14 protein-coding genes, 1 pseudogene and 1 riboswitch are annotated in these 17,139 nt (G+C 72.2%); of the genes and pseudogenes, 5 read left to right on the top strand and 10 right to left on the bottom strand.

Translation table 11 applies throughout. The features are described from left to right. The first annotated feature begins 4 nt into the window (after positions 1-4). Positions 5-940, top strand: a complete 936-nt coding sequence (locus Raf01_RS08115; RefSeq protein WP_203917128.1) for a hypothetical protein — start codon at positions 5-7, stop codon at positions 938-940. A gap of 102 nt (positions 941-1,042) precedes the next feature. Here the strand turns inward: Raf01_RS08115 and Raf01_RS08110 are convergent, their stop codons facing one another. The 3 genes from Raf01_RS08110 to Raf01_RS08100 all read right to left on the bottom strand — a co-directional run bounded on the left by Raf01_RS08110 (position 1,043) and on the right by Raf01_RS08100 (position 3,939). Continuing rightward, positions 1,043-1,891: a menaquinone biosynthetic enzyme MqnA/MqnD family protein gene (locus tag Raf01_RS08110; protein WP_203917127.1), complete on the bottom strand. Its 849-nt coding sequence runs from the start codon at positions 1,889-1,891 to the stop codon at positions 1,043-1,045. Between the two features lie 37 nt (positions 1,892-1,928). After that, the gene (locus tag Raf01_RS08105) at positions 1,929-3,212 is read right to left on the bottom strand and encodes an MFS transporter (protein WP_203917126.1); all 1,284 of its coding nucleotides are present in this window, start codon (positions 3,210-3,212) and stop codon (positions 1,929-1,931) included. 109 nt (positions 3,213-3,321) lie between these two features. Further along, complete coding sequence (locus tag Raf01_RS08100; RefSeq protein WP_203917125.1) at positions 3,322-3,939, bottom strand: ArsR/SmtB family transcription factor; 618 nt, start codon at positions 3,937-3,939, stop codon at positions 3,322-3,324. Positions 3,940-4,102: 163 nt separating this feature from the next. Here Raf01_RS08100 and Raf01_RS08095 point away from each other — a divergent pair, with 163 nt between their 5' ends. Beyond that, a complete protein-coding gene (locus Raf01_RS08095; protein ID WP_203917124.1) occupies positions 4,103-6,091 on the top strand; it encodes a HelD family protein in 1,989 nt (662 codons plus the stop codon). A 70-nt stretch (positions 6,092-6,161) separates the two neighbouring features. After that, positions 6,162-6,929, top strand: a complete 768-nt coding sequence (locus Raf01_RS08090; protein ID WP_203917123.1) for a VOC family protein — start codon at positions 6,162-6,164, stop codon at positions 6,927-6,929. Here Raf01_RS08090 and Raf01_RS08085 read toward each other — a convergent pair. The 6 genes from Raf01_RS08085 to Raf01_RS08060 form a co-directional block, all read right to left on the bottom strand. Further along, positions 6,916-7,686: an ABC transporter ATP-binding protein gene (locus tag Raf01_RS08085; RefSeq protein ID WP_203917122.1), complete on the bottom strand. Its 771-nt coding sequence runs from the start codon at positions 7,684-7,686 to the stop codon at positions 6,916-6,918. The genes Raf01_RS08090 and Raf01_RS08085 overlap by 14 nt on opposite strands. Position 7,687: 1 nt before the next feature. After that, complete coding sequence (locus tag Raf01_RS08080) at positions 7,688-8,791, bottom strand: FecCD family ABC transporter permease (RefSeq protein ID WP_239133457.1); 1,104 nt, start codon at positions 8,789-8,791, stop codon at positions 7,688-7,690. A gap of 56 nt (positions 8,792-8,847) precedes the next feature. Next, positions 8,848-9,780 carry an ABC transporter substrate-binding protein gene (locus Raf01_RS08075; protein ID WP_203917121.1) on the bottom strand — a complete coding sequence of 311 codons (933 nt, stop codon included), beginning with the start codon at positions 9,778-9,780 and terminating at the stop codon, positions 8,848-8,850. Between the two features lie 103 nt (positions 9,781-9,883). Then, a riboswitch (cobalamin riboswitch) is annotated at positions 9,884-9,947 on the bottom strand. Positions 9,948-10,025: 78 nt separating this feature from the next. Beyond that, the gene (locus Raf01_RS08070; RefSeq protein ID WP_203917120.1) at positions 10,026-10,289 is read right to left on the bottom strand and encodes a DUF4229 domain-containing protein; all 264 of its coding nucleotides are present in this window, start codon (positions 10,287-10,289) and stop codon (positions 10,026-10,028) included. A gap of 5 nt (positions 10,290-10,294) precedes the next feature. After that, the gene (locus Raf01_RS08065) at positions 10,295-10,924 is read right to left on the bottom strand and encodes a hypothetical protein (RefSeq protein WP_203917119.1); all 630 of its coding nucleotides are present in this window, start codon (positions 10,922-10,924) and stop codon (positions 10,295-10,297) included. Continuing rightward, positions 10,915-11,982, bottom strand: a complete 1,068-nt coding sequence (locus Raf01_RS08060; protein ID WP_203917118.1) for an aminofutalosine synthase MqnE — start codon at positions 11,980-11,982, stop codon at positions 10,915-10,917. Before Raf01_RS08060 ends, Raf01_RS08065 begins: the two co-directional genes overlap by 10 nt. Positions 11,983-12,237: 255 nt before the next feature. Here Raf01_RS08060 and Raf01_RS08055 point away from each other — a divergent pair, with 255 nt between their 5' ends. Next, on the top strand, positions 12,238-13,779 hold the full coding sequence (locus tag Raf01_RS08055) for a C40 family peptidase (RefSeq protein WP_203917117.1): 1,542 nt from the start codon (positions 12,238-12,240) through the stop codon (positions 13,777-13,779). A gap of 158 nt (positions 13,780-13,937) precedes the next feature. On the opposite strand, the gene Raf01_RS08050 is transcribed toward Raf01_RS08055, so the two are convergent. After that, the gene (locus Raf01_RS08050; RefSeq protein ID WP_203917116.1) at positions 13,938-14,756 is read right to left on the bottom strand and encodes a hypothetical protein; all 819 of its coding nucleotides are present in this window, start codon (positions 14,754-14,756) and stop codon (positions 13,938-13,940) included. On the opposite strand from Raf01_RS08050, the pseudogene Raf01_RS08045 reads away from it, so the two are divergent. Then, a pseudogene (locus Raf01_RS08045) lies at positions 14,707-17,139 on the top strand (hypothetical protein); the annotation flags it as partial. The gene Raf01_RS08050 and the pseudogene Raf01_RS08045 sit on opposite strands and share 50 nt — an antisense overlap.

The raw sequence follows: 17,139 nt of genomic DNA, 5'->3' as shown, positions 1-17,139 counted from the left end.
AACCATGCGCTCTCGAACCCTGGTGCTCCTCTGTCTCACCGTGGCCGTCGTGGCCAGCCTCATCGCCGTACCGCTGGCGTACGGTGCGTACCACGCCGAGGCGAGCACGCCATTCGGTACGGCCAACACCGCCGCCCAGCCCGCGCCGCCGCCGCCCACCCTGCTGATTCCGACCGACCCGAATTCCATCAAGGCGCCGGCCGGCATGGACTACCTCGGCTGGACGCTGATCGACCGGCAGAGCGGGAAGAGCGCGGGTTCCGCAAACGCGGAGAACTCGACGAACACCACCGAGTCGATGATCAAGGCGTGGATCGCGGCCGACTACCTGCGCAATCACGATCAGCCGTCGCAGAGCGCGCTCGACGCGCTGAGCCAGATGATCATTCACAGCGACGACAACATCGCCGAGACGTACTACAAGATCAATGGCGGTGACCCGTCGATCGTCGAGCTGACGAAACTGTGCCAGCTGACCGACACGGACACGCCAGAGATTCCGAGCCACTGGTCGTACACAACGATGTCGCCCGCGGACGCGGCGCGGATGGGCCTGTGCATCGCGAACGGCACGGCGGCCGGTCCGAAGTGGACGAGTTGGCTGCTCAAGCAGATGCAGAACGTGCAGGGCTCGGTGCAGGACCAGCAGACGTCGACCGGCGGCGGCCGGTGGGGCATCATCGACGGCCTGCCGCAGTACCTGGTCGCCTCGACGTCCATCAAGAACGGCTGGACGCCCCAGATCTACAACGGCTCGCACGACTGGCACATCAACTGCCTGGCCATCAACACTGGCTGGGTGCTTGCCATCGAACTCCAGTACCGGTGGACGGCCCCGGACAACAAGTGGGAGCACGCCGACAACCTGGCCACCGGAGCCAACGCCTGCGCCTCGGTGACCAAACAGCTGGTCGGCATCCCGGCGACCTGGTCCGGTTGAGCCAAAGCCGGTCGACGGCCGGGCACTCACCCGGCCGACGGGCCGGGCAGCCACTCGGCCGGCGGGTCGGGCAGTCATCCGGCCGACCGATGGGCCGGGCCGTCAGTCGGTGAAGAACTCCGGCCCGGTCGCCGGCAGCGCGGGCGCCTCGCCCAGCTCCGCGGCCCGGCGGGCGAACTCGACCAGGCCGGCCACCTGCCGCTCCGCCAACGAAAAGTCCAGGGTACGGAAGTAGCCGGCCAGCGTCGCCGCGTCGAACGGCTCCCAGCGGGCCGCCGCCGTGGCCACCTCGTCCAGCTCGGACAGGCACAGGTCACGGGAGCGCAGGAACGCCTGGTGGACGTCCTTGACCACGCCGGGATGGGCGGCGGCGAAGTCGCGGCGTACCGCCCAGACCGCGAACACCATCGGCAGCCCGGTCCAGTCGCGCCACGCCTGCCCGAGGTCGGTCACGGTCAGCCCGCGCCGCGGCGCCTCGTACATCGCTCGCAGCGCCACGTCCCCGATCACCACCGCCGCGTCGGCCTCCAGCAACATGGTGGTCAGGTCGGGCGGGCATCGGAAATACTCGGGGGTCACCCCGTACCGCTGCTTGAGCAGCATCTGAGCGAGCAGGACGCCGGTGCGGCTCGTCGAGCCGAGTGCCACGCGGCTCCCGTCGAGCTGGTCCAGCGGCTTGGTCGACACCAGGTTGACCGACAGCACCGGCCCGTCGCTGCCCACCGCGACATCGGGCAGCAGCAGCAACTGGTCGGCGTGGCGCAGGTACTCCACATTGGAGATCGGGCCGATGTCCAGCCGGCCCTCCACCAGGTCGGCGTTGAGCTGATCCGGGGTGTCCTTGAACAGGTCGAAATCCAGCAAGGCGCCGGAGCGCATCAGCCCCCAGTAGATGGGGAGGCAGTTCAGGAACTGGATGTGACCTACCCGGGGTCGCCGCGGTGCGCTCATTCCCCGCACGCTACGCCGCGACCCCGGGTGGCGAAGCTCACGCCGCCACATCGACCATCGCCGGTGCCGGTACGGTGCGCTCCTGCGCCGCCGCGCGAAGCATCGGTACCGCGAACACGACCGTCACGATCAACCCGAAACCGCAGGTGGCCGCGATGGCCAGGCGTACCGGCACCAGGTCCAGCAGCACGCCGCCAGCCAGCAGGCCGACCGCCTGCCCACCGTTGGCCACGGCACCGTAGACCGCGAACACCCGGCCCCGGAACTCCCCCGGCGTACGGCGGCTGAGCACCACGGTGGCCGCGACGTTCTCCGCCCCGTTGGATGCGCCGCCGAGCAGGAACAGCGGTACCAGCGGCGCGACGGACCGGACGGTGCACGCGCAGAGTATGGAGACGCAGGTCAGCACGAGCGCACCGACCATCATCCGGGCCAGCCCGGCATCGGCGGCGTGGCGCCGGGTCAGGAACCACGCGCCGATGACCGCGGCACCGGTCCACACGGCGCTGATGACGCCGTACATCGTGGTGGTGGAGTGCAGCACCCCGCGGATGAAGAAGACGTCGGCCACGTTGACCGAACTGACCGCGGCGATCACCGCACCGAAAAGGACGATCATCGTCCAGACCAGGCGGTCGTCGCGCAGTCGCCAGGTCGAAGCGCTCGCGCTGCCTGTTGCCGCCGGGTCGCCCGCCGCCACCGTGTCGGAGGTCTTGCGGATCGCCTCCTCCACCGGGTTCACCGCGACGCCGTTCCGCCGCCGGGTCCGGATGACCAGGGCCCCCGCGACGATCGCCAGGTAGCTGACCGCGTCGAACATCAGCGGGATCCGGAGCCCGAACTGGCCCACCAGGACGCCGCCGAGGGCGGGCGCGATGAGCATGCCGACCGAGGAGGCGGTCTGGCCGAGCGCGCTGGCCCGGGCCAGGTCCTCCCGGCGCACCATCGCTGGCAGGAGCGCGGCGAGGGTCGGCTGCGTCTGGGCGTACCCGCAGCCGAGCAGGGCGGCCAGGCCGATCAGCGCGATCGGGTTCGACACGTACACCATGGCCGCGCAGATCACCGCCTGGGCCAGGCCGGTGACGACCAGGAGCATGCGGCTGTCCAGCCGATCGGCCAGCCGGCCGGTCCAGCGGACGAGCAGGACGGGCGGCACGGCGGCGGCAAGCAGCAGGGCGGCGACCGCGTAGCTGCCCGCTCCCCGCTGCTGGAGGGTCAGCAGCAGCGCGGTGGCGGCCAGAAAGTCGCCGCAGACGGAGACCGCCCGGGCGCCCGTGGCCACGGCGACGTCGGACCAGCGCGAGCCAGATGTGAAGGACATACTTCGAAGTATCTGCTTCACATCTCCATGATCGCAATGGCTGAGATCGGCCTCGCGGTAGACCTCCAGGGCGGATTGGCGGAAATGAGCGAATCGACGACCTAGGTTGTCACGGTTTGTCGGTCGGGAAAGTGCGAAAGACGGCGGAGACCGAACGGGAGCCCGGCGGTGGGTCGGGGCGGTCACGCTTCCGGTACTTCGTCAGCAGGTCGAACACCGCGTCGGTGACCTCGCGCAGCTCGTCTGCGGTGAGGATCATGGCGATCTCGCGGAAGGCGGCCTGGTCCCACCACTCCGCCGGCTCTTCCGCGCGGCGGGCGAGGTACTGCCGAACCCGGATGTTCTCCCAGGACAGGAACGACTCGATCAGCTCGTTCTCGGCCGCCTTGACGTCCGGCGCGGCGTCCCGGTCCGCCATGACCGTGTACCCGCCGGCCGCCACCGTGCTGCGCCAGACCCGTTCGCGGGCGTCCCCCCGGCCGGGCGCCTCCTCGATCAGCCCCGCCCGGGCCAGGGCACGCAGGTGGTAGCTGGTGGCGCTGGGCGACAGGCCGACCAGCTCTGCGCACTCGGTCGCGGTCGACGGTCCGTCCGACCCGAGGTGCTCCAGGATCGTCATCCGGGCCGGATGGGCCATCGCCCGCATGACGCTCGCCTCGTTGATCAGCCGAGGCTCATTGCCAGGGCTCGCGCTCGTCGCGGACTCGGCCGCCGGGTTCGTCGCCATGCGGTCAAGATAATCCGAGTGCCCGCCGGGACGGGCCGGAGTACCATCGACGATCCGCGTGCCCACCGGCCCGCGTACTCGCAGGGCACAGCCGGCACCGTCCGCAACGGGCGGGCGGAGACGCCGGGCGGCCGCCTCAGCAGCGACAAGGTGCCGAAGCCTCATGCCCGAAGCCATTTCCGAACTCACTGTCCAACTGGACGAGGAGAGCGCTCACCTCACCTCGTCGCGCGCCGCGCTCCGGCGGATGCGCGAGCACGCCCAGGCGCTGTACGCGACCGGCGGGGATGTCGCCGGCGACGCGTACGGCGCGGAGAGCCTGGGCCGGGCCCTGTCCCGGCGGGTCGCCGAGCTGGCCGACGATCCGACCACCCCGCTGTTCTTCGGCCGGCTCTGGTTCGCCGGCGAGGCGGACTACCACATCGGCCGGCGGCACGTCACCGATGATCGCGGCGAGCCCCTGGTGCTGGACTGGCGAGCACCGATCTCCCGGTCGTTCTACCGGGCCTCGGCGAGCGACCCGCAGGGCGTCGCGGTACGCCGCCGGTTCGGGTTCTCCGCCGGGATACTCACCTCGTTCGAGGATGAGCACCTGGACCGGGGCGAGGAGCTGGGCACCTCGAGCCGGATCCTGACCAACGAGATCGAGCGACCGCGCGTCGGGCCGATGCGCGACATCGTGGCCACCATCCAGCCCGACCAGGACGAACTGGTCCGGGCCGACATCGAGGAGACCATCTGCGTCCAGGGCGCGCCCGGGACCGGGAAGACCGCGGTCGGGCTGCACCGGGCGGCATTCCTGCTGTACCTGCACCGGGAGCGGCTGCGCCGCTCGAGCGTGTTGATCGTCGGTCCGAACCGGGCGTTCCTGCGCTACATCGCGGCGGTGCTGCCGGCCCTCGGCGAGATCGACGTGGCTCAGTCCACCGTGGAGGACCTGCTGCCCACCGCCGTCCGGGGCAGCGACCCGCCCGAGGCTCAACTGGTCAAGCACGATCCGCGGATGGCCGCCGTACTCCACCGGGCGCTCCGCCGGTACGTACGCCGGCCGCAGGAGCCGATCGTGGTCTCCGACGGCGCGTACAAGTGGCGGTTGCCCGAGTCGGTACTGGTCCGGCTCGTCGACGACGTACGCCGGGAGAAGCCGCCGCACGGGATCGGCCGGGAGCGCCTGCGTGCCCGGGTGGTCGCGCTGCTGCAGCGGCAGGTCGAGGCGCGCAGCGGGGAGTCGCCCGGCGAGGGCTGGGTACGGAAGATGGGCCGGTCGGCTCCGGTCGTCGCGTTCCTCGACGCGAACTGGCCGGCGGTCACCCCGGAGGCGCTGGTCTACGAGGTGCTGCGCGACCCGGCCGACGCGGCCGAGGGCATCCTCACCGAGGCTGAGCAGACGGCGATCCGCTGGGCCAAGCCGCCCCGTTCGCCGAAGGCGGCGCGCTGGTCGGCGGCCGACGCGGTGCTCATCGACGAGGCGGCCGGGCTCATCGACCGGCTGCCCAGCTTCGGTCACGTCGTCATCGACGAGGCACAGGACCTGTCGCCGATGCAGTGCCGGGTCATCGCCCGCCGCAGCGAGCACGCCTCGCTGACACTGCTCGGCGACCTGGCGCAGGGCACCGCGCCGTGGGCGGCCCGGGACTGGGCCGACTCGCTCGAACACCTGGGTAAGCCGGGCGCCGCGGTGGTCCCGCTGACCACCGGTTTCCGGGTACCGCAGGCGGTGGTGCAGCTCGCCAACCGGCTGCTGCCCGCGCTCGGCGTGAACGTCTCGGCGGCCACCTCGCTGCGCGGCGACGGGTGGCTGCGGGTACAGGACGTGTCCGATGTGGACGCGGCGACGGTCGGCGCGGTACGCGAGGCACTGGAGCAGGACGGTTCCGTCGCGGTGATCGCGGCCGAGCCGTCGATCGACGGCCTGGCGGCCACGCTGCGCGCGGACGGGCTGGACGTCGGTACCGCCGAAGACGAGAAGCGGATCACGGTACTGCCGGCGACGCTGGCGAAGGGTCTGGAGTACGACCACGTCATCGTGGTGGAACCGGCTGAGATCGTGGCCGCCGAGGCGCGCGGACTCAACCGGCTCTACGTGGTGCTGACCCGCGCCGTGTCCCGGCTCGCGGTGATCCACGCGCGGCCGCTCCCCGAACCGTTGTGACGACTTTCCCCATATCGTCGCCGGTCGGCGCGCCCCGGTGCCAGGATGCCCTCGACGAGGGGAGAAAGACATGAAGCTGACACGGTACGATCCCGGCACGCCGTGCTGGATCGATCTTGGCTCACCCGACCTTGACGCCTCGAAGGCGTTCTACTCAGCGGTGTTCGGGTGGACAGCCCACACGTCCGACGACCCCGCCATGGGCGGCTACACCATCTTCAACCTCGGCGACTCGCCGGTCGCCGGGCTCGGTACGCCGATGAGCGAGGCCGCCCCGTCGACCTGGACGTGGTACGCGGCCACCGACAACGTCGACGCGACCGCCGCCCGGGTGGAGGGCGCCGGGGGCAAGGTGGTGGCCGCCCCGATGGAGATCCCGGGCGCCGGCCGGATGGCGGTGTTCATGGACTGCGACGGCGCCGCGTTCTCGGCCTGGCAGCCGGGCCAGTTCGTGGGCGCCGGGGTGGTCAACGAGCCCGGCTCGTTCGCCTGGAACGAACTCATGGTCCGCGAGATCGACGGTGCCACCGACTTCTACGGCAAGGTGCTGGGCTGGACCACTCAGAAGAACGCCGACTTCGGCATGGAGTACACCCTGTTCCAGGTGGGTGACCGGGCGATCGCCGGGATGATGCCGATGGCCGGCGACCAGTGGCCCGAGGACGTGCCGAGCCACTGGCTGATCTACATCGCGGTCAACGACACCGACGCGACCGCCGAGCGGGTACGGGAGGTGGGCGGCACCCTCTCGATACCGCCGACGGACTCTCCCGCCGGACGGTTCGCGGTGGCGGTCGACACCACCGGCGCGGTCTTCGGGTTCGTCACGCTGACCTGACCGGTACCACCAGCGGACCGTGGTCGCCGTCGATCACCCGTACCCGCGCCCGGTAGTGGTCCGAGAGCAGTTGCTCGGTGAGCACCTCGCGGGGCGGGCCGGCGGCGACCACACGCCCGTCCGCCAGCAGCACCATCCGGTCGGCGAACTCCCCGGCGATCGACAGGTCGTGCATCGTCGCGAGTACGGTCAGCGGACCGTCCCGGCGCAACCGGTCGACCAGCTCCAGCACCTCCTGCTGGTGCCCGATGTCCAGCGCGGTCGTCGGCTCGTCGAGCAGGAGCAGTGTGGCGCCCTGCGCCAGCGCCCGGGCCAGGAAGACGCGCTGCCGCTCGCCGCCAGACAGCGACTCCAGCCGCCGCCCGGCGAACCGGGTCAGATCCAGCCGGGTCAGGGCCTCGTCGACGGCGACCAGGTCGGCGGCCGACTCGCGGCCCAGGGGCGGGATGTAGGGCGTGCGGCCGAGCAGGACGTAGTCGAGCACCTCCATCCCCGGGGGTACCACCGGATCCTGCGGCACCATCGCGACCAGCCGGGCCCGCTCCCGGCGGCTGAGCGCGTCACTGGCCTGCCCGAACAGCTCGATCCCGCCGCGGAAGCGCACCAGCCCGGCGATCGCCCGCAGCAGGGTGGACTTGCCGGCCCCGTTCGGACCGATCACGGTCACCCACTCGCCCCGCGCGACGGACAGGCTCACTCCCCGGACGATCTCGTTGCCGTCCAGGTCCACGCCGACGTCCCGAACCTCCACCGACATATCAGGTCCGCCGGGACGTGCGCAGCACGACTATGAAGAACGGTGCGCCGAAGAACGCGGTGACCACGCCGATCGGGATCTCGGTCGGCGCCAGCAGCGTCCGGGCGGCCAGGTCCGCCAGGGTCAGGAACGCGGCGCCGAACAGCACGGACAGCGGCAGGATCACCCGGTAGCTGGAGCCGGCCAGCAACCGTACGGTGTGCGGCACGATGATCCCGACGAAGCCGATGAGCCCGGAGACGGACACCGCCGCCGCGGTACCTAGCGACGCCGCGACGATCAGGATGATCCGGGTCCGTTCCGGGTGGGCGCCGAGGCTGGCGGCCTCCTCGTCGCCCACCGACATCACGTCGAGCTGCCGGCGGTGGACCAGCACGACCACCGCCATGACCACCGCGTACGGCAGCAGAAGCAGCACGTCGTGCCAGCCCGCCGTGCTGAGCCGGCCGGAGATCCACGAGTACACCTCGCGGATCGTGTCCACGTACCGCTGCATGAGGAACGTCTGCCCGGCGGTGAGGAAGCTGGACACCGCGACACCGGCCAGGATCAGCGCGGCCGGGCTCCGGTACCGGCCGCCCCGGCTTCCCCGCCCTGACCCGCCGCTCACCCCGAGCGCGTAGGTCAGACCGACCGCGAGCAGCGCCCCGACGAACGCGGCCAGCGGAACCGTGAGCGGGGTGGCCGCCCCGCCGTCCACGGCCACGGCGTCGAACGCGTGCCCCACCGCGATGGCGGCGGTGGCCCCCAGGCCGGCGCCGGCCGCCGCGCCCAGCAGGTACGGGTCGGCCAGCGGGTTGCGGAAGACGCCCTGGTACGTGCCGCCGGCCAGGGCGAGGGTCGAGCCGACCAGCAGCCCGAGCACGACCCGGGGCAGCCGGAGCTGGGTCACGATGGCCGCCTCGGTATCGGTGAGGCCGCTGTGCAGGTGGACGCCCGGTACCAGATCGAGAAGCTGGATCGCCACGCCGAGCGGGCTGAGCCGGACCGGCCCGAGGGCGAGCCCGGCCAGCGCGGCGACGACGACCGCCACCACGCCCGCCGCGAGCCAGCCGGGGCGTAGCCGGTTGGGCCGCCCGCCCGGGACCGTGGCGCCTCGGGCCACGGCGGGCGCCGGAGCGTCCGGCGTCGCCACCGTCGCCGCCGGGCGGGAGCGCCAACTCACGAAGCCGGTACCTTCTCCACCGCGTTGACGATCGCCTGTACCAGGTCGACGACGCGCGGTCCCCAGCGCGACGCGATGTCGTCGTCCAGCGCGACCACGTGACCGTCGCGTACCGCGGCCAGCTCGGCCCAGCCGGACCGCCCCCGTACCGTGTCCGCGGACTGGTTGCAGCACTTGGTGTCGGCCAGGAAGATCAGGTCCGGATTCGCCTTCACGATGCTCTCGGCCGACAGTTGCGGGTACCCGCCCGCCTTGCCGTCGGCGTCGGCCGGGTCGGCGATGTCGGTCAGCCCGACCATGGCGAACAGCGACCCGATGAAGGTCTTCGAGGTCACCGAGTAGTAGGTCTGGTCGAGTTCGTAGTAGTAGGTCAGCGGCTTGGTGCGCTTCGGTACGCCGGCTACCAGCTTCGCGATGCCGTTCTTGACCTGGGTGACCGTCTGGGCCGCCTGGCTCGCGTGGCCGGTGAGCGTGCCGAGGTCGGTCAGCTCGGCGTACTCGTCGTCCAGCGTGGCGGCGGCCGGCATCACGTACACCGGGATCTTCAGCTTGGTCAGCTGATCCTTGATCTTGTTGGTGTCGGTGGAGATGACCACCAGGTCCGGGCTCTTCGCCGCGATCGCCTCGGCGTTCGGCTGGTACCCGGACAGGTTGCTCTTGGGTACCCCGGCCGGGTAGTTCGACTGGTCGTCCACGGCGGTCACCTGGCTGCCGGCTCCGATCGCGAACAGGATCTCGGTGCCGGTCGGGGTCAGGGACACGATGTGGGTGGGACGCTGCGGGAGCGTGACGCCTCCGGCGGTCGCCGGGAACGCGGCGGCACTCGCGGCCGGGGCCGGTGCGCCTGCCTTCGTGGTGCTGCCGCAGCCGGCCACCAGGCCGGTGAGGGCCAGGGCGGCGAGCAGTAGCGCGGGTGGGCGGCGGATCATCTGTCCTCCTGTCGGTCGAGGGCTGGTGCTTCGCCGACGGGAGGCCCGTCCGCGAGAGCGCCCCTCCTCGAGAGCGCGGTGTCGCGATCCGCCGCGCAGGCGACCTGGCTCGTCCCCGCTACGAGCGGGGCATCACAGTTGCGGGACAGCGCCGGGGTCACACCGGCTTCGCTGTGCGGCGGTCGGGTAGACGGTAGCCCATGCCGTACCGCGCCGGGATGGGCCGGTACGGAACGTGACGCGGCCTATACCTCGCCGTCGTCCTCGCCCGCGAGGGCGGAGCGCAGCTTGGCTTTGTCGGCCTTGCGCCGGGTGACCGCCTGGTCGACCTGACCGATCATCTCGTTGCGCCACTTGCCCAACAGGACGAACTGCAGCCCGAACGAGGCGATGATCGCGATCATCAGCTTCACGAGCAGGTCGATCGGTACCGGCCAGAGCAGCAGCGACACCACCACGAACAGGCCGACACGACCCAGCGTGTACTTGACCGCGGGGCTGAGCCTCACCGATCTCACCTCCCAGTCGCCCGGTACGACAGCCACCGGACGCCGAAATACCACAACAACGTATAACTCAGCGTAGCCACCGCCGCGCCGATCGCTCCCACGCCCAGCGGTGGCAGGGAGCCGGCCGCGCCACCGACCACCGAGCCCAGGACGAGCCCGACGGCCGCGGCGACGATCGCCAGGACGAACCGTAAGGCTACTCCCGACCAGGCCCGAAGCTCCTCTACGAACAACCAGACCGGCAGGATCGCGGCGAGCCAGCCGGAGGCGTGCCCGAACGGGCCGAGGCCGAGCAGGGCGAAGATCAGATCGATGACGACGAGCGCGGCGAGCCCGACCAGCAGCCCGATGATCACCTGGCCGAGCATGTCGACCAGCCGGGCGTCCGGGCCGGTGACCTGCCACGGACCGGGGGACTGTCCGCCCTTGGCGTTGCTGCCCCGAGGGTCTCCGGTCCCGGTATCCCGGCCCCTGACCTCCCGACCGGCGTTGGCGGGCCGGCGCCCCTTGGCGTCGCGCCCCTTGGCGTCGCTGCCAGCCCGCGGGCTGCCATCGGCTCGCGGATCGCGGCCGGTTCGCGGGTTGCGGCCGGCCTTGCCGTCCCGGCCGCCCTGGCCGGCGTCCTTCAGGCCCATACCCGCTGCGGTTCCGCGCGCCGCTGTGCCAGCGGTACCGGCGGCTCGTACTCGCGCACCACCTCGTACCGGGTGTTGCGCTCGACCGGCTGGAAGCCCCCGTCCCAGATGAGGTTGAGCAGGTCCTCGCGGTGCATCGGGTGCGGTGCGCCGTGGCCGTCCGCGTCATGCGTGATCTCATATTCGACCGCCGAACCGTCCAGGTCGTCGGCTCCGAAGTTGAGCGAGAGCTGCGTGACCGACAGGCCGTGCGCGACCCACCAGGACTTCACGTGCGGAACGTTGTCGAACAGCAGGCGGGAGATCGCGAACGTCTTGAGCGACTCGGCCGGCTCAGCCATCGGGGTACTCACCTGGGGCCGGTCGCGTCCCGTGCCGTCCGCCGGGTCGACGAAGTCGTGCCGGTACCGCAGCGGGCTGAAGACCTGGAAGCCACCGGTCTCGTCCTGGAGTTCACGCAGCCGCAGTACGTGATCCACCCGGTGCCGGGGCTCCTCGGCGTGCCCGTACAGCATGGTGCTCGGCGTCTTCATGCCCTTGGCGTGGGCCAGCCGGTGGATCCGCGACCAGTCGTCCCAGTGGGCGGCGTGCTCCGAGTCGAAGATCTCCGCCCCGCCGCCGGTGAGTGACTCCAGGCCGGCGTCGATCAGTTCGTCCAGGATCTCCTCGGCGGGCAGGCCGGAAATCCCTTCGAACCAGTGGATTTCGGTTGCGGCGAACGCCTTGAGCGCCACGTCGGGCAGCGCGGCCTTCAGCTCGCGCAGCACCCGCGGGTAGTACTCCCAGGGCTGCGTCGGGTGGAGTCCGCCCGCGATGTGCAACTCGGTGAGCTGCTCGTCGCGCAGCTCGGACGCCGTGGCGACGGCCTCCTCGAGGCCGAGGTGCCGGTTCACGTTGAACATCACCCGGTCGCCGTTGCGCTCGGTGCGCTTCTGGTGCGCCAGCCGGCCCAGCCAGACCAGGTCGTCGCTGGCGTACAGCGCCTCGCCGTCCGCGCGGGTCAGCCGCTCGCCAGCGGATACCTTGTCTTCGAGTTCCCGCTTGAGTCCCGCGTCCACCGTGCGCCGCCTTCCGTCAAGCGTCGCCGGTCCGCCATTCCACCCCGCCCTGACCGCGATCGCTGCGCCCGAGCCTACGTCCCAGTGTCTGATATTGACGCGGCACCCACCCGATCGCTATCTGCCCTGCCACCAGCGTTTCCAGCGGCAGGCCATCTCACGCTCAGGAATCTGTTACCTCCTGTCGGGTGACAGCGCGCGTGGTCTTGCGGTAGGACGGGGAGAGAAAAAAGCCGGCAGCGCGGGACGGGTGGCATGATTCAGCACACGCGACAGGCTCCACGCAAGCGGACTGGCCTCAAACGGTTCGCCTGGCCCGTGCTGATGTGCAGCGTGGTGTGCGTCCTGATCGCTCGGCCGTCGTTTGCCGACCCGGGCGGCGCCAACGCCAACTCCGGCGTCCCTGACCAGGGCTCCATCCCGGTACCGTCGGCGCCGCTGAACCCTTCGTCCGGCAGCACCGGCCAGAATTCGCAGGCCGTGGCGCCGGTGACCACCGGCCCGTACGCGAACCAGATCATGACGCAGTACGCCACGCTGGAGGCCACCGGCGAGAAGCTCAAACAGTCGAATATCGACCTGGATGCGGCGAAGCAGTCTGCCAACCAGACATACCAGGCGTGGCAGGACGCGCTCGCCGACGCGACCCGGCTGCAGCAGAGGGCCGACCAGGCGGCGTCGGAGGCATACAAGGACGCGGCGGGCCTGGGCCCGTTCGCCAACTACGCCAACGACGTCCACCAGCTCGGCATGCTGGCGCCTGGGCTCAGCTCGCAGAGCGGCCCGACCGGCAGCGAGACCGCCGCGCAGGACGCCACCCAGGCGCGCCGGCAGGCCGACGACGACGAGGACGCCTACCGGGCGGCGCTGGCTCACGAGCAGGACCTGGAGACCCAGCAGAGCGGCCTACAGAACAGCTACAACCAGCAGAACGCGGTTCTGACCAACCTGCGGACCACCAACCAGACGCAGGTGGAGGCGGCCGAGGCCGCGCAGGCGGCGTCGGACCGGCAGCTGGATGGCCAGTTCGGCGCGGGCACCAGCGTCAATGGCATGGTCGCCAACCCCAAGGCGCTGGCCGCCGTGCACTGGGCGTACGCGCAGGCGGTGGCGAACCCGCCCAAGTGGTACAAGTTCGGCGCCGAGGGGCCCAATTACTTCGACTGTTCCGGGCTCACCTGGGCGTCGTACCGCTCCACGGGCTACACGCTGCCCCGGGTGGCCGCCGACCAGTACCACGCGACCTCGGGCAACCGGGTATCGCCAAATCAGCTACTTCCCGGCGACCTGCTGTTCTTCAGCACGGTCAAGGGCGGCGACTGGACCACGGTCTCGCACGTCGCGATCTACTACGGCGACAACCTGATGATCGAGGCCGCGCACGAGGGCACACCGGTCCGGGTCAACCAGGTCTGGTGGTCGGCCTTCTACGCGGCCACGAGGGTGTACCCGGCAGTGACGCCGGCCGGGACCCCGCCGCCCACCAAGTCATCGACACCGAACCCGTCCAGCACACCTCCGGCGTCCAGCACGCCGCCCGCGTCCAGCACGCCCCCGGCGACCAGCACGCCTCCGGTAACCAAGACGCCTCCGGTGACCAAGACGCCTCCGACGACTCCGCCCAGCAGGCCATCCACCGGCACGCCGCCGACCAGCACGCCACCCACCAGCACGTCACCGACGGACAAGCCGGCGACCAACCCTCCGTCATCGGGTGATGACGGGCCGTCGAGCCCGTCGGCTTCGAACAGCCCCAGCGGCGCCGGATCACCGGACGACACGCCATCGACCAACTGAGCGCTATACCGCGTCCCCTGACGGCACGACGATGCCGGGGCCGGCTGTGCTCTTCGGCCAGAATGTGGCACGGTGAACGCCAGGTGCAGCACGCAACCGCCGGCCAACCCATCGACCGGCGGCACACGCTGGGAGACTGTCATGGAAGACCAGAACACCTACCGCGGCGCATCGGCCGAGGCCGCGCCGCACGGTAGGTCGTCGACCGGACCCGATGCTGGCCTGCCGCCGTCATCGTCATTCGGTGAGCCACCGCCGGCAGCGCCGACGTCCGCCGAGTCTCCCTCCCAAGACCCCGCCTGGGCACCGTGGATGCCACCCGCGGCGGAGTCCTCCTCCGTGCCACCGCCTTCCTGGGGTACGGCACCGGAGCCCTCGGGTACGACTCCCGACCAGTGGAACGCCGCCCCCGAGCCACCGGCCTCCGCCCCTTCATGGCCGTCCGCTCCGGATCCGGCCGCGCGTTCATGGCCCGCCGCTCCCGAGCCGGCCGGGCCCTCGTGGAGCCCGGCTCCGCAGCCGCCGAGCGACCAATGGAACGCCAATCCCGGGCCACAGGCCGACCAGTGGAACGCCAATCCCGCACCACGGACGGCCGCGTGGAGCGCGACGCAGGACTCCCCGCCCGCGACTCCGTGGAACCCATCGCCGGAACCGCCGGCCGGGTCGTGGAATGGCGCCTCCGAACCGGCGCCGCCGGCATCGAACGGCTGGCCCGCGCCGGCACCGCAGCCATTCGAACCGCAATCCTTCGACAGGCCGCCGTCCGAGCAGCCGCCCTTCGGGGCGCCGTCCCTCGGGTCGCCGCCCTTTGGGTCACCGCCCTTCGAGGCAGCCTCCTTCGACCAGCCCGCCGGTGCGCCGTCGAGCGCCCCTCCGGCGGGCGACGCGTCGCCCGGCGTGGTCGGGCGGGCCACCGCGCCGGTGGTGGCGCCGCCGACGTCCGGGATTCCGGCCCAGCGCTCGACCGGCAGCACCTACCGCGCCGGCGACCTGCCACGGTCCGACCAGCCCGGCTGGGACGACCCGTCGGCGCCGGACCAGCAACCGGCGTCCGAGCACCAGCCACCGTCGGAGCAGCAGGCCGACGACCGGCAGCCGGCTTGGGGCGACCAGCCCAGCCGCGACCAGCAGCCGGCCTGGGCCGACCAGCAAGCCCAGGACCACCAGCCCGCGTGGGGTGACCAGCAAGCCCAGGACCACCAGCCGGCCTGGGCCGACCAGCAAGCCCAGGACCACCAGCCCGCGTGGGGTGACCAGCAAGCCCAGGACCACCAGCCCGCGTGGGGTGACCAGCAGGCCGAGGACCGGCAGCCGGCCTGGGGCGACCAGCCCAGCCGCGACCAGCAGCCCGCCTGGGGCGCTGAGGCCGCGCTGGCCTGGAACGACCCGCCGGCTCCGTCCTGGACCGACCGACCCGCTCAAGACCAGGTGGCCGGCAGCGACCGGTCCGGCCGCGACGAGCCGAGCTGGACCGGGCAGCCGTCCCAGGACGCGCCGGCGTGGCGTGACGAGCCGGCGCAGCAGGATTCGGAGCACTCCGACTCGTTCTCCTCCCGGCTCACCGCGCCGAGTTCTGGTAATGAGCTGCCCCGTCGCCGGGAAGGGGCGTCCCTGGAGGGCCTGCCCGACCGGCCCCCGCTGGGTCGCTCGCCGTTCGACGGCTTCGGCGAGTCGGGCACCGGGGCGGAGCCGGAGGGCGCTCGCGACTCGTTCGGCTTCCCGCCGGCCCCGCACGTGCCGGACCAGCCGCAGTACCAGTCGTCGACGGTGCCGGCGTCCGATGACGACCCGTCGCACGCGCCACGCAGCGCGACCGACGCGCCGTGGGCGGCGTTCGCCCAGCCCTGGCAGGACGAGATGCCGCCCAGCGGAGATCCGGGCTGGCCGGCAAGTGATCGCCCGGCCGACGGGACTCCGTCCGGCTCGGACACGCCGTCGGGCGGATTCGGCCGGCTCGGCTTGGACGCGCCGTCCGGTGGGTTCGCGTCCGGGCCGGAGACACCGTCCGGCGGATTCGGGCAACTCGCGTCGGCGTCCGCCGGGGGCGCACCGACCGGGTACGACCAGGTTGACGAGCCGGTACCGCCGTCGTCGCTGCCGGTACGGTCGGTCGCCTCGGTACCGTCCGCCTCGATGGCATCGCCGCCGCAGGGCAGCGCCACTCCGCCGGGTCCGGCCAGCGCGGCGGCCGGCCGCGCCACGGTCGGGCGAGCCGGTGTCGACGCGGGGCGGCCCTCCGCCGAGGAGGTCGCGGCGCTGATGCAGGGCCCGAGGCCGAACGAGCCACGGGTGTACCGCTCCACGAGCGTCCCCTCGGGTACCGAGGACAGCGCGGGCGCGCCCGACTACCCCCGGTTCGGGGAGCAGCCGGGTGTGCCGGGCTGGTCGGACGTACCCGCATACTCCGGCGACGCCGGGCGCCCGGGTGCCGATCGGCTGGACGACCTGCCGGCCTGGCCACGGCTCGGAGAGCCGGACCCGGGCGAGGCTCCCGAGCCGCTCGACCCCGGTGCCCCGCCCGAGCCACCGGCCCCGCCGACCCCGGAGCCACTTCCGACTCCGTGGCCGGAGCCCCGGCCGGTACCCCAGCCGCCGCCCGGGCCGGTACCGCCGGAACCCCCGGCGCCCGACCCGACGCCGGGTCCCATACCGCCGGGGCCACCGGCGCCGCCCGCTCCTCCGCCGCCGTTCCCGCCCGCCCCCATGCCGCCCTTCCCACCGCCGCCCGCGACGGGTGAGGCGCCGGGCGGCTCGTTCGCGGTACCGGCCGGGGCGCTCCCGACCTGGCCACCGTCCACGACACCGGGCCTGAGCGGCAGCGACTTCGCCTCGTTCGACGGGCCCTCGTCCGCCGTGTCCGGGCCGCCGTTCGCCGGCGCCCCCTTCACCGGTCCGGGGTCTGCCGATCCGGGGCATGGCGACTCCCCCTTCGGCGGCCCCGTCAACGGGCGATCGCCCGGCGGAGCCCCTCAGGCCGACTCGCCCTACGCCGACTCGCAGTACGCGGACCCGCCGTTCGGCGGCCAGCCGCCTGCCGGACCACCCGGGCGGCCGTTCTCCGGGCCACCGCTGGTCGGGGGGGCACCGGCCGACTCGCCGTTCGGCGGGCGGCCCGTCAACGGACATCCGCTCAACGGGCGGTCGCCGGCCGGGCCTCCGCCGGCCGACTCGCCGTTCGGCGGACCGCCGCCGGCCGACTCCTTCGGTGGACCGCCGCCGGCCAACCCGCCATTCGGTGGGCCGCCGCCATCCGAGCCACACTTCGGTGGGCCGCCACCGGCCGGCTCGTTCGGCGGACAACCACCGTCGGAGCCATACTTCGGCGGACAACCGCCGGCCGACCCACACTTCGGTGGG

The organism is Rugosimonospora africana, assembly GCF_016862975.1.
GTDB lineage: Bacteria > Actinomycetota > Actinomycetes > Mycobacteriales > Micromonosporaceae > Rugosimonospora > Rugosimonospora africana.
This window is presented reverse-complemented; position numbering and strand designations above follow the sequence as displayed.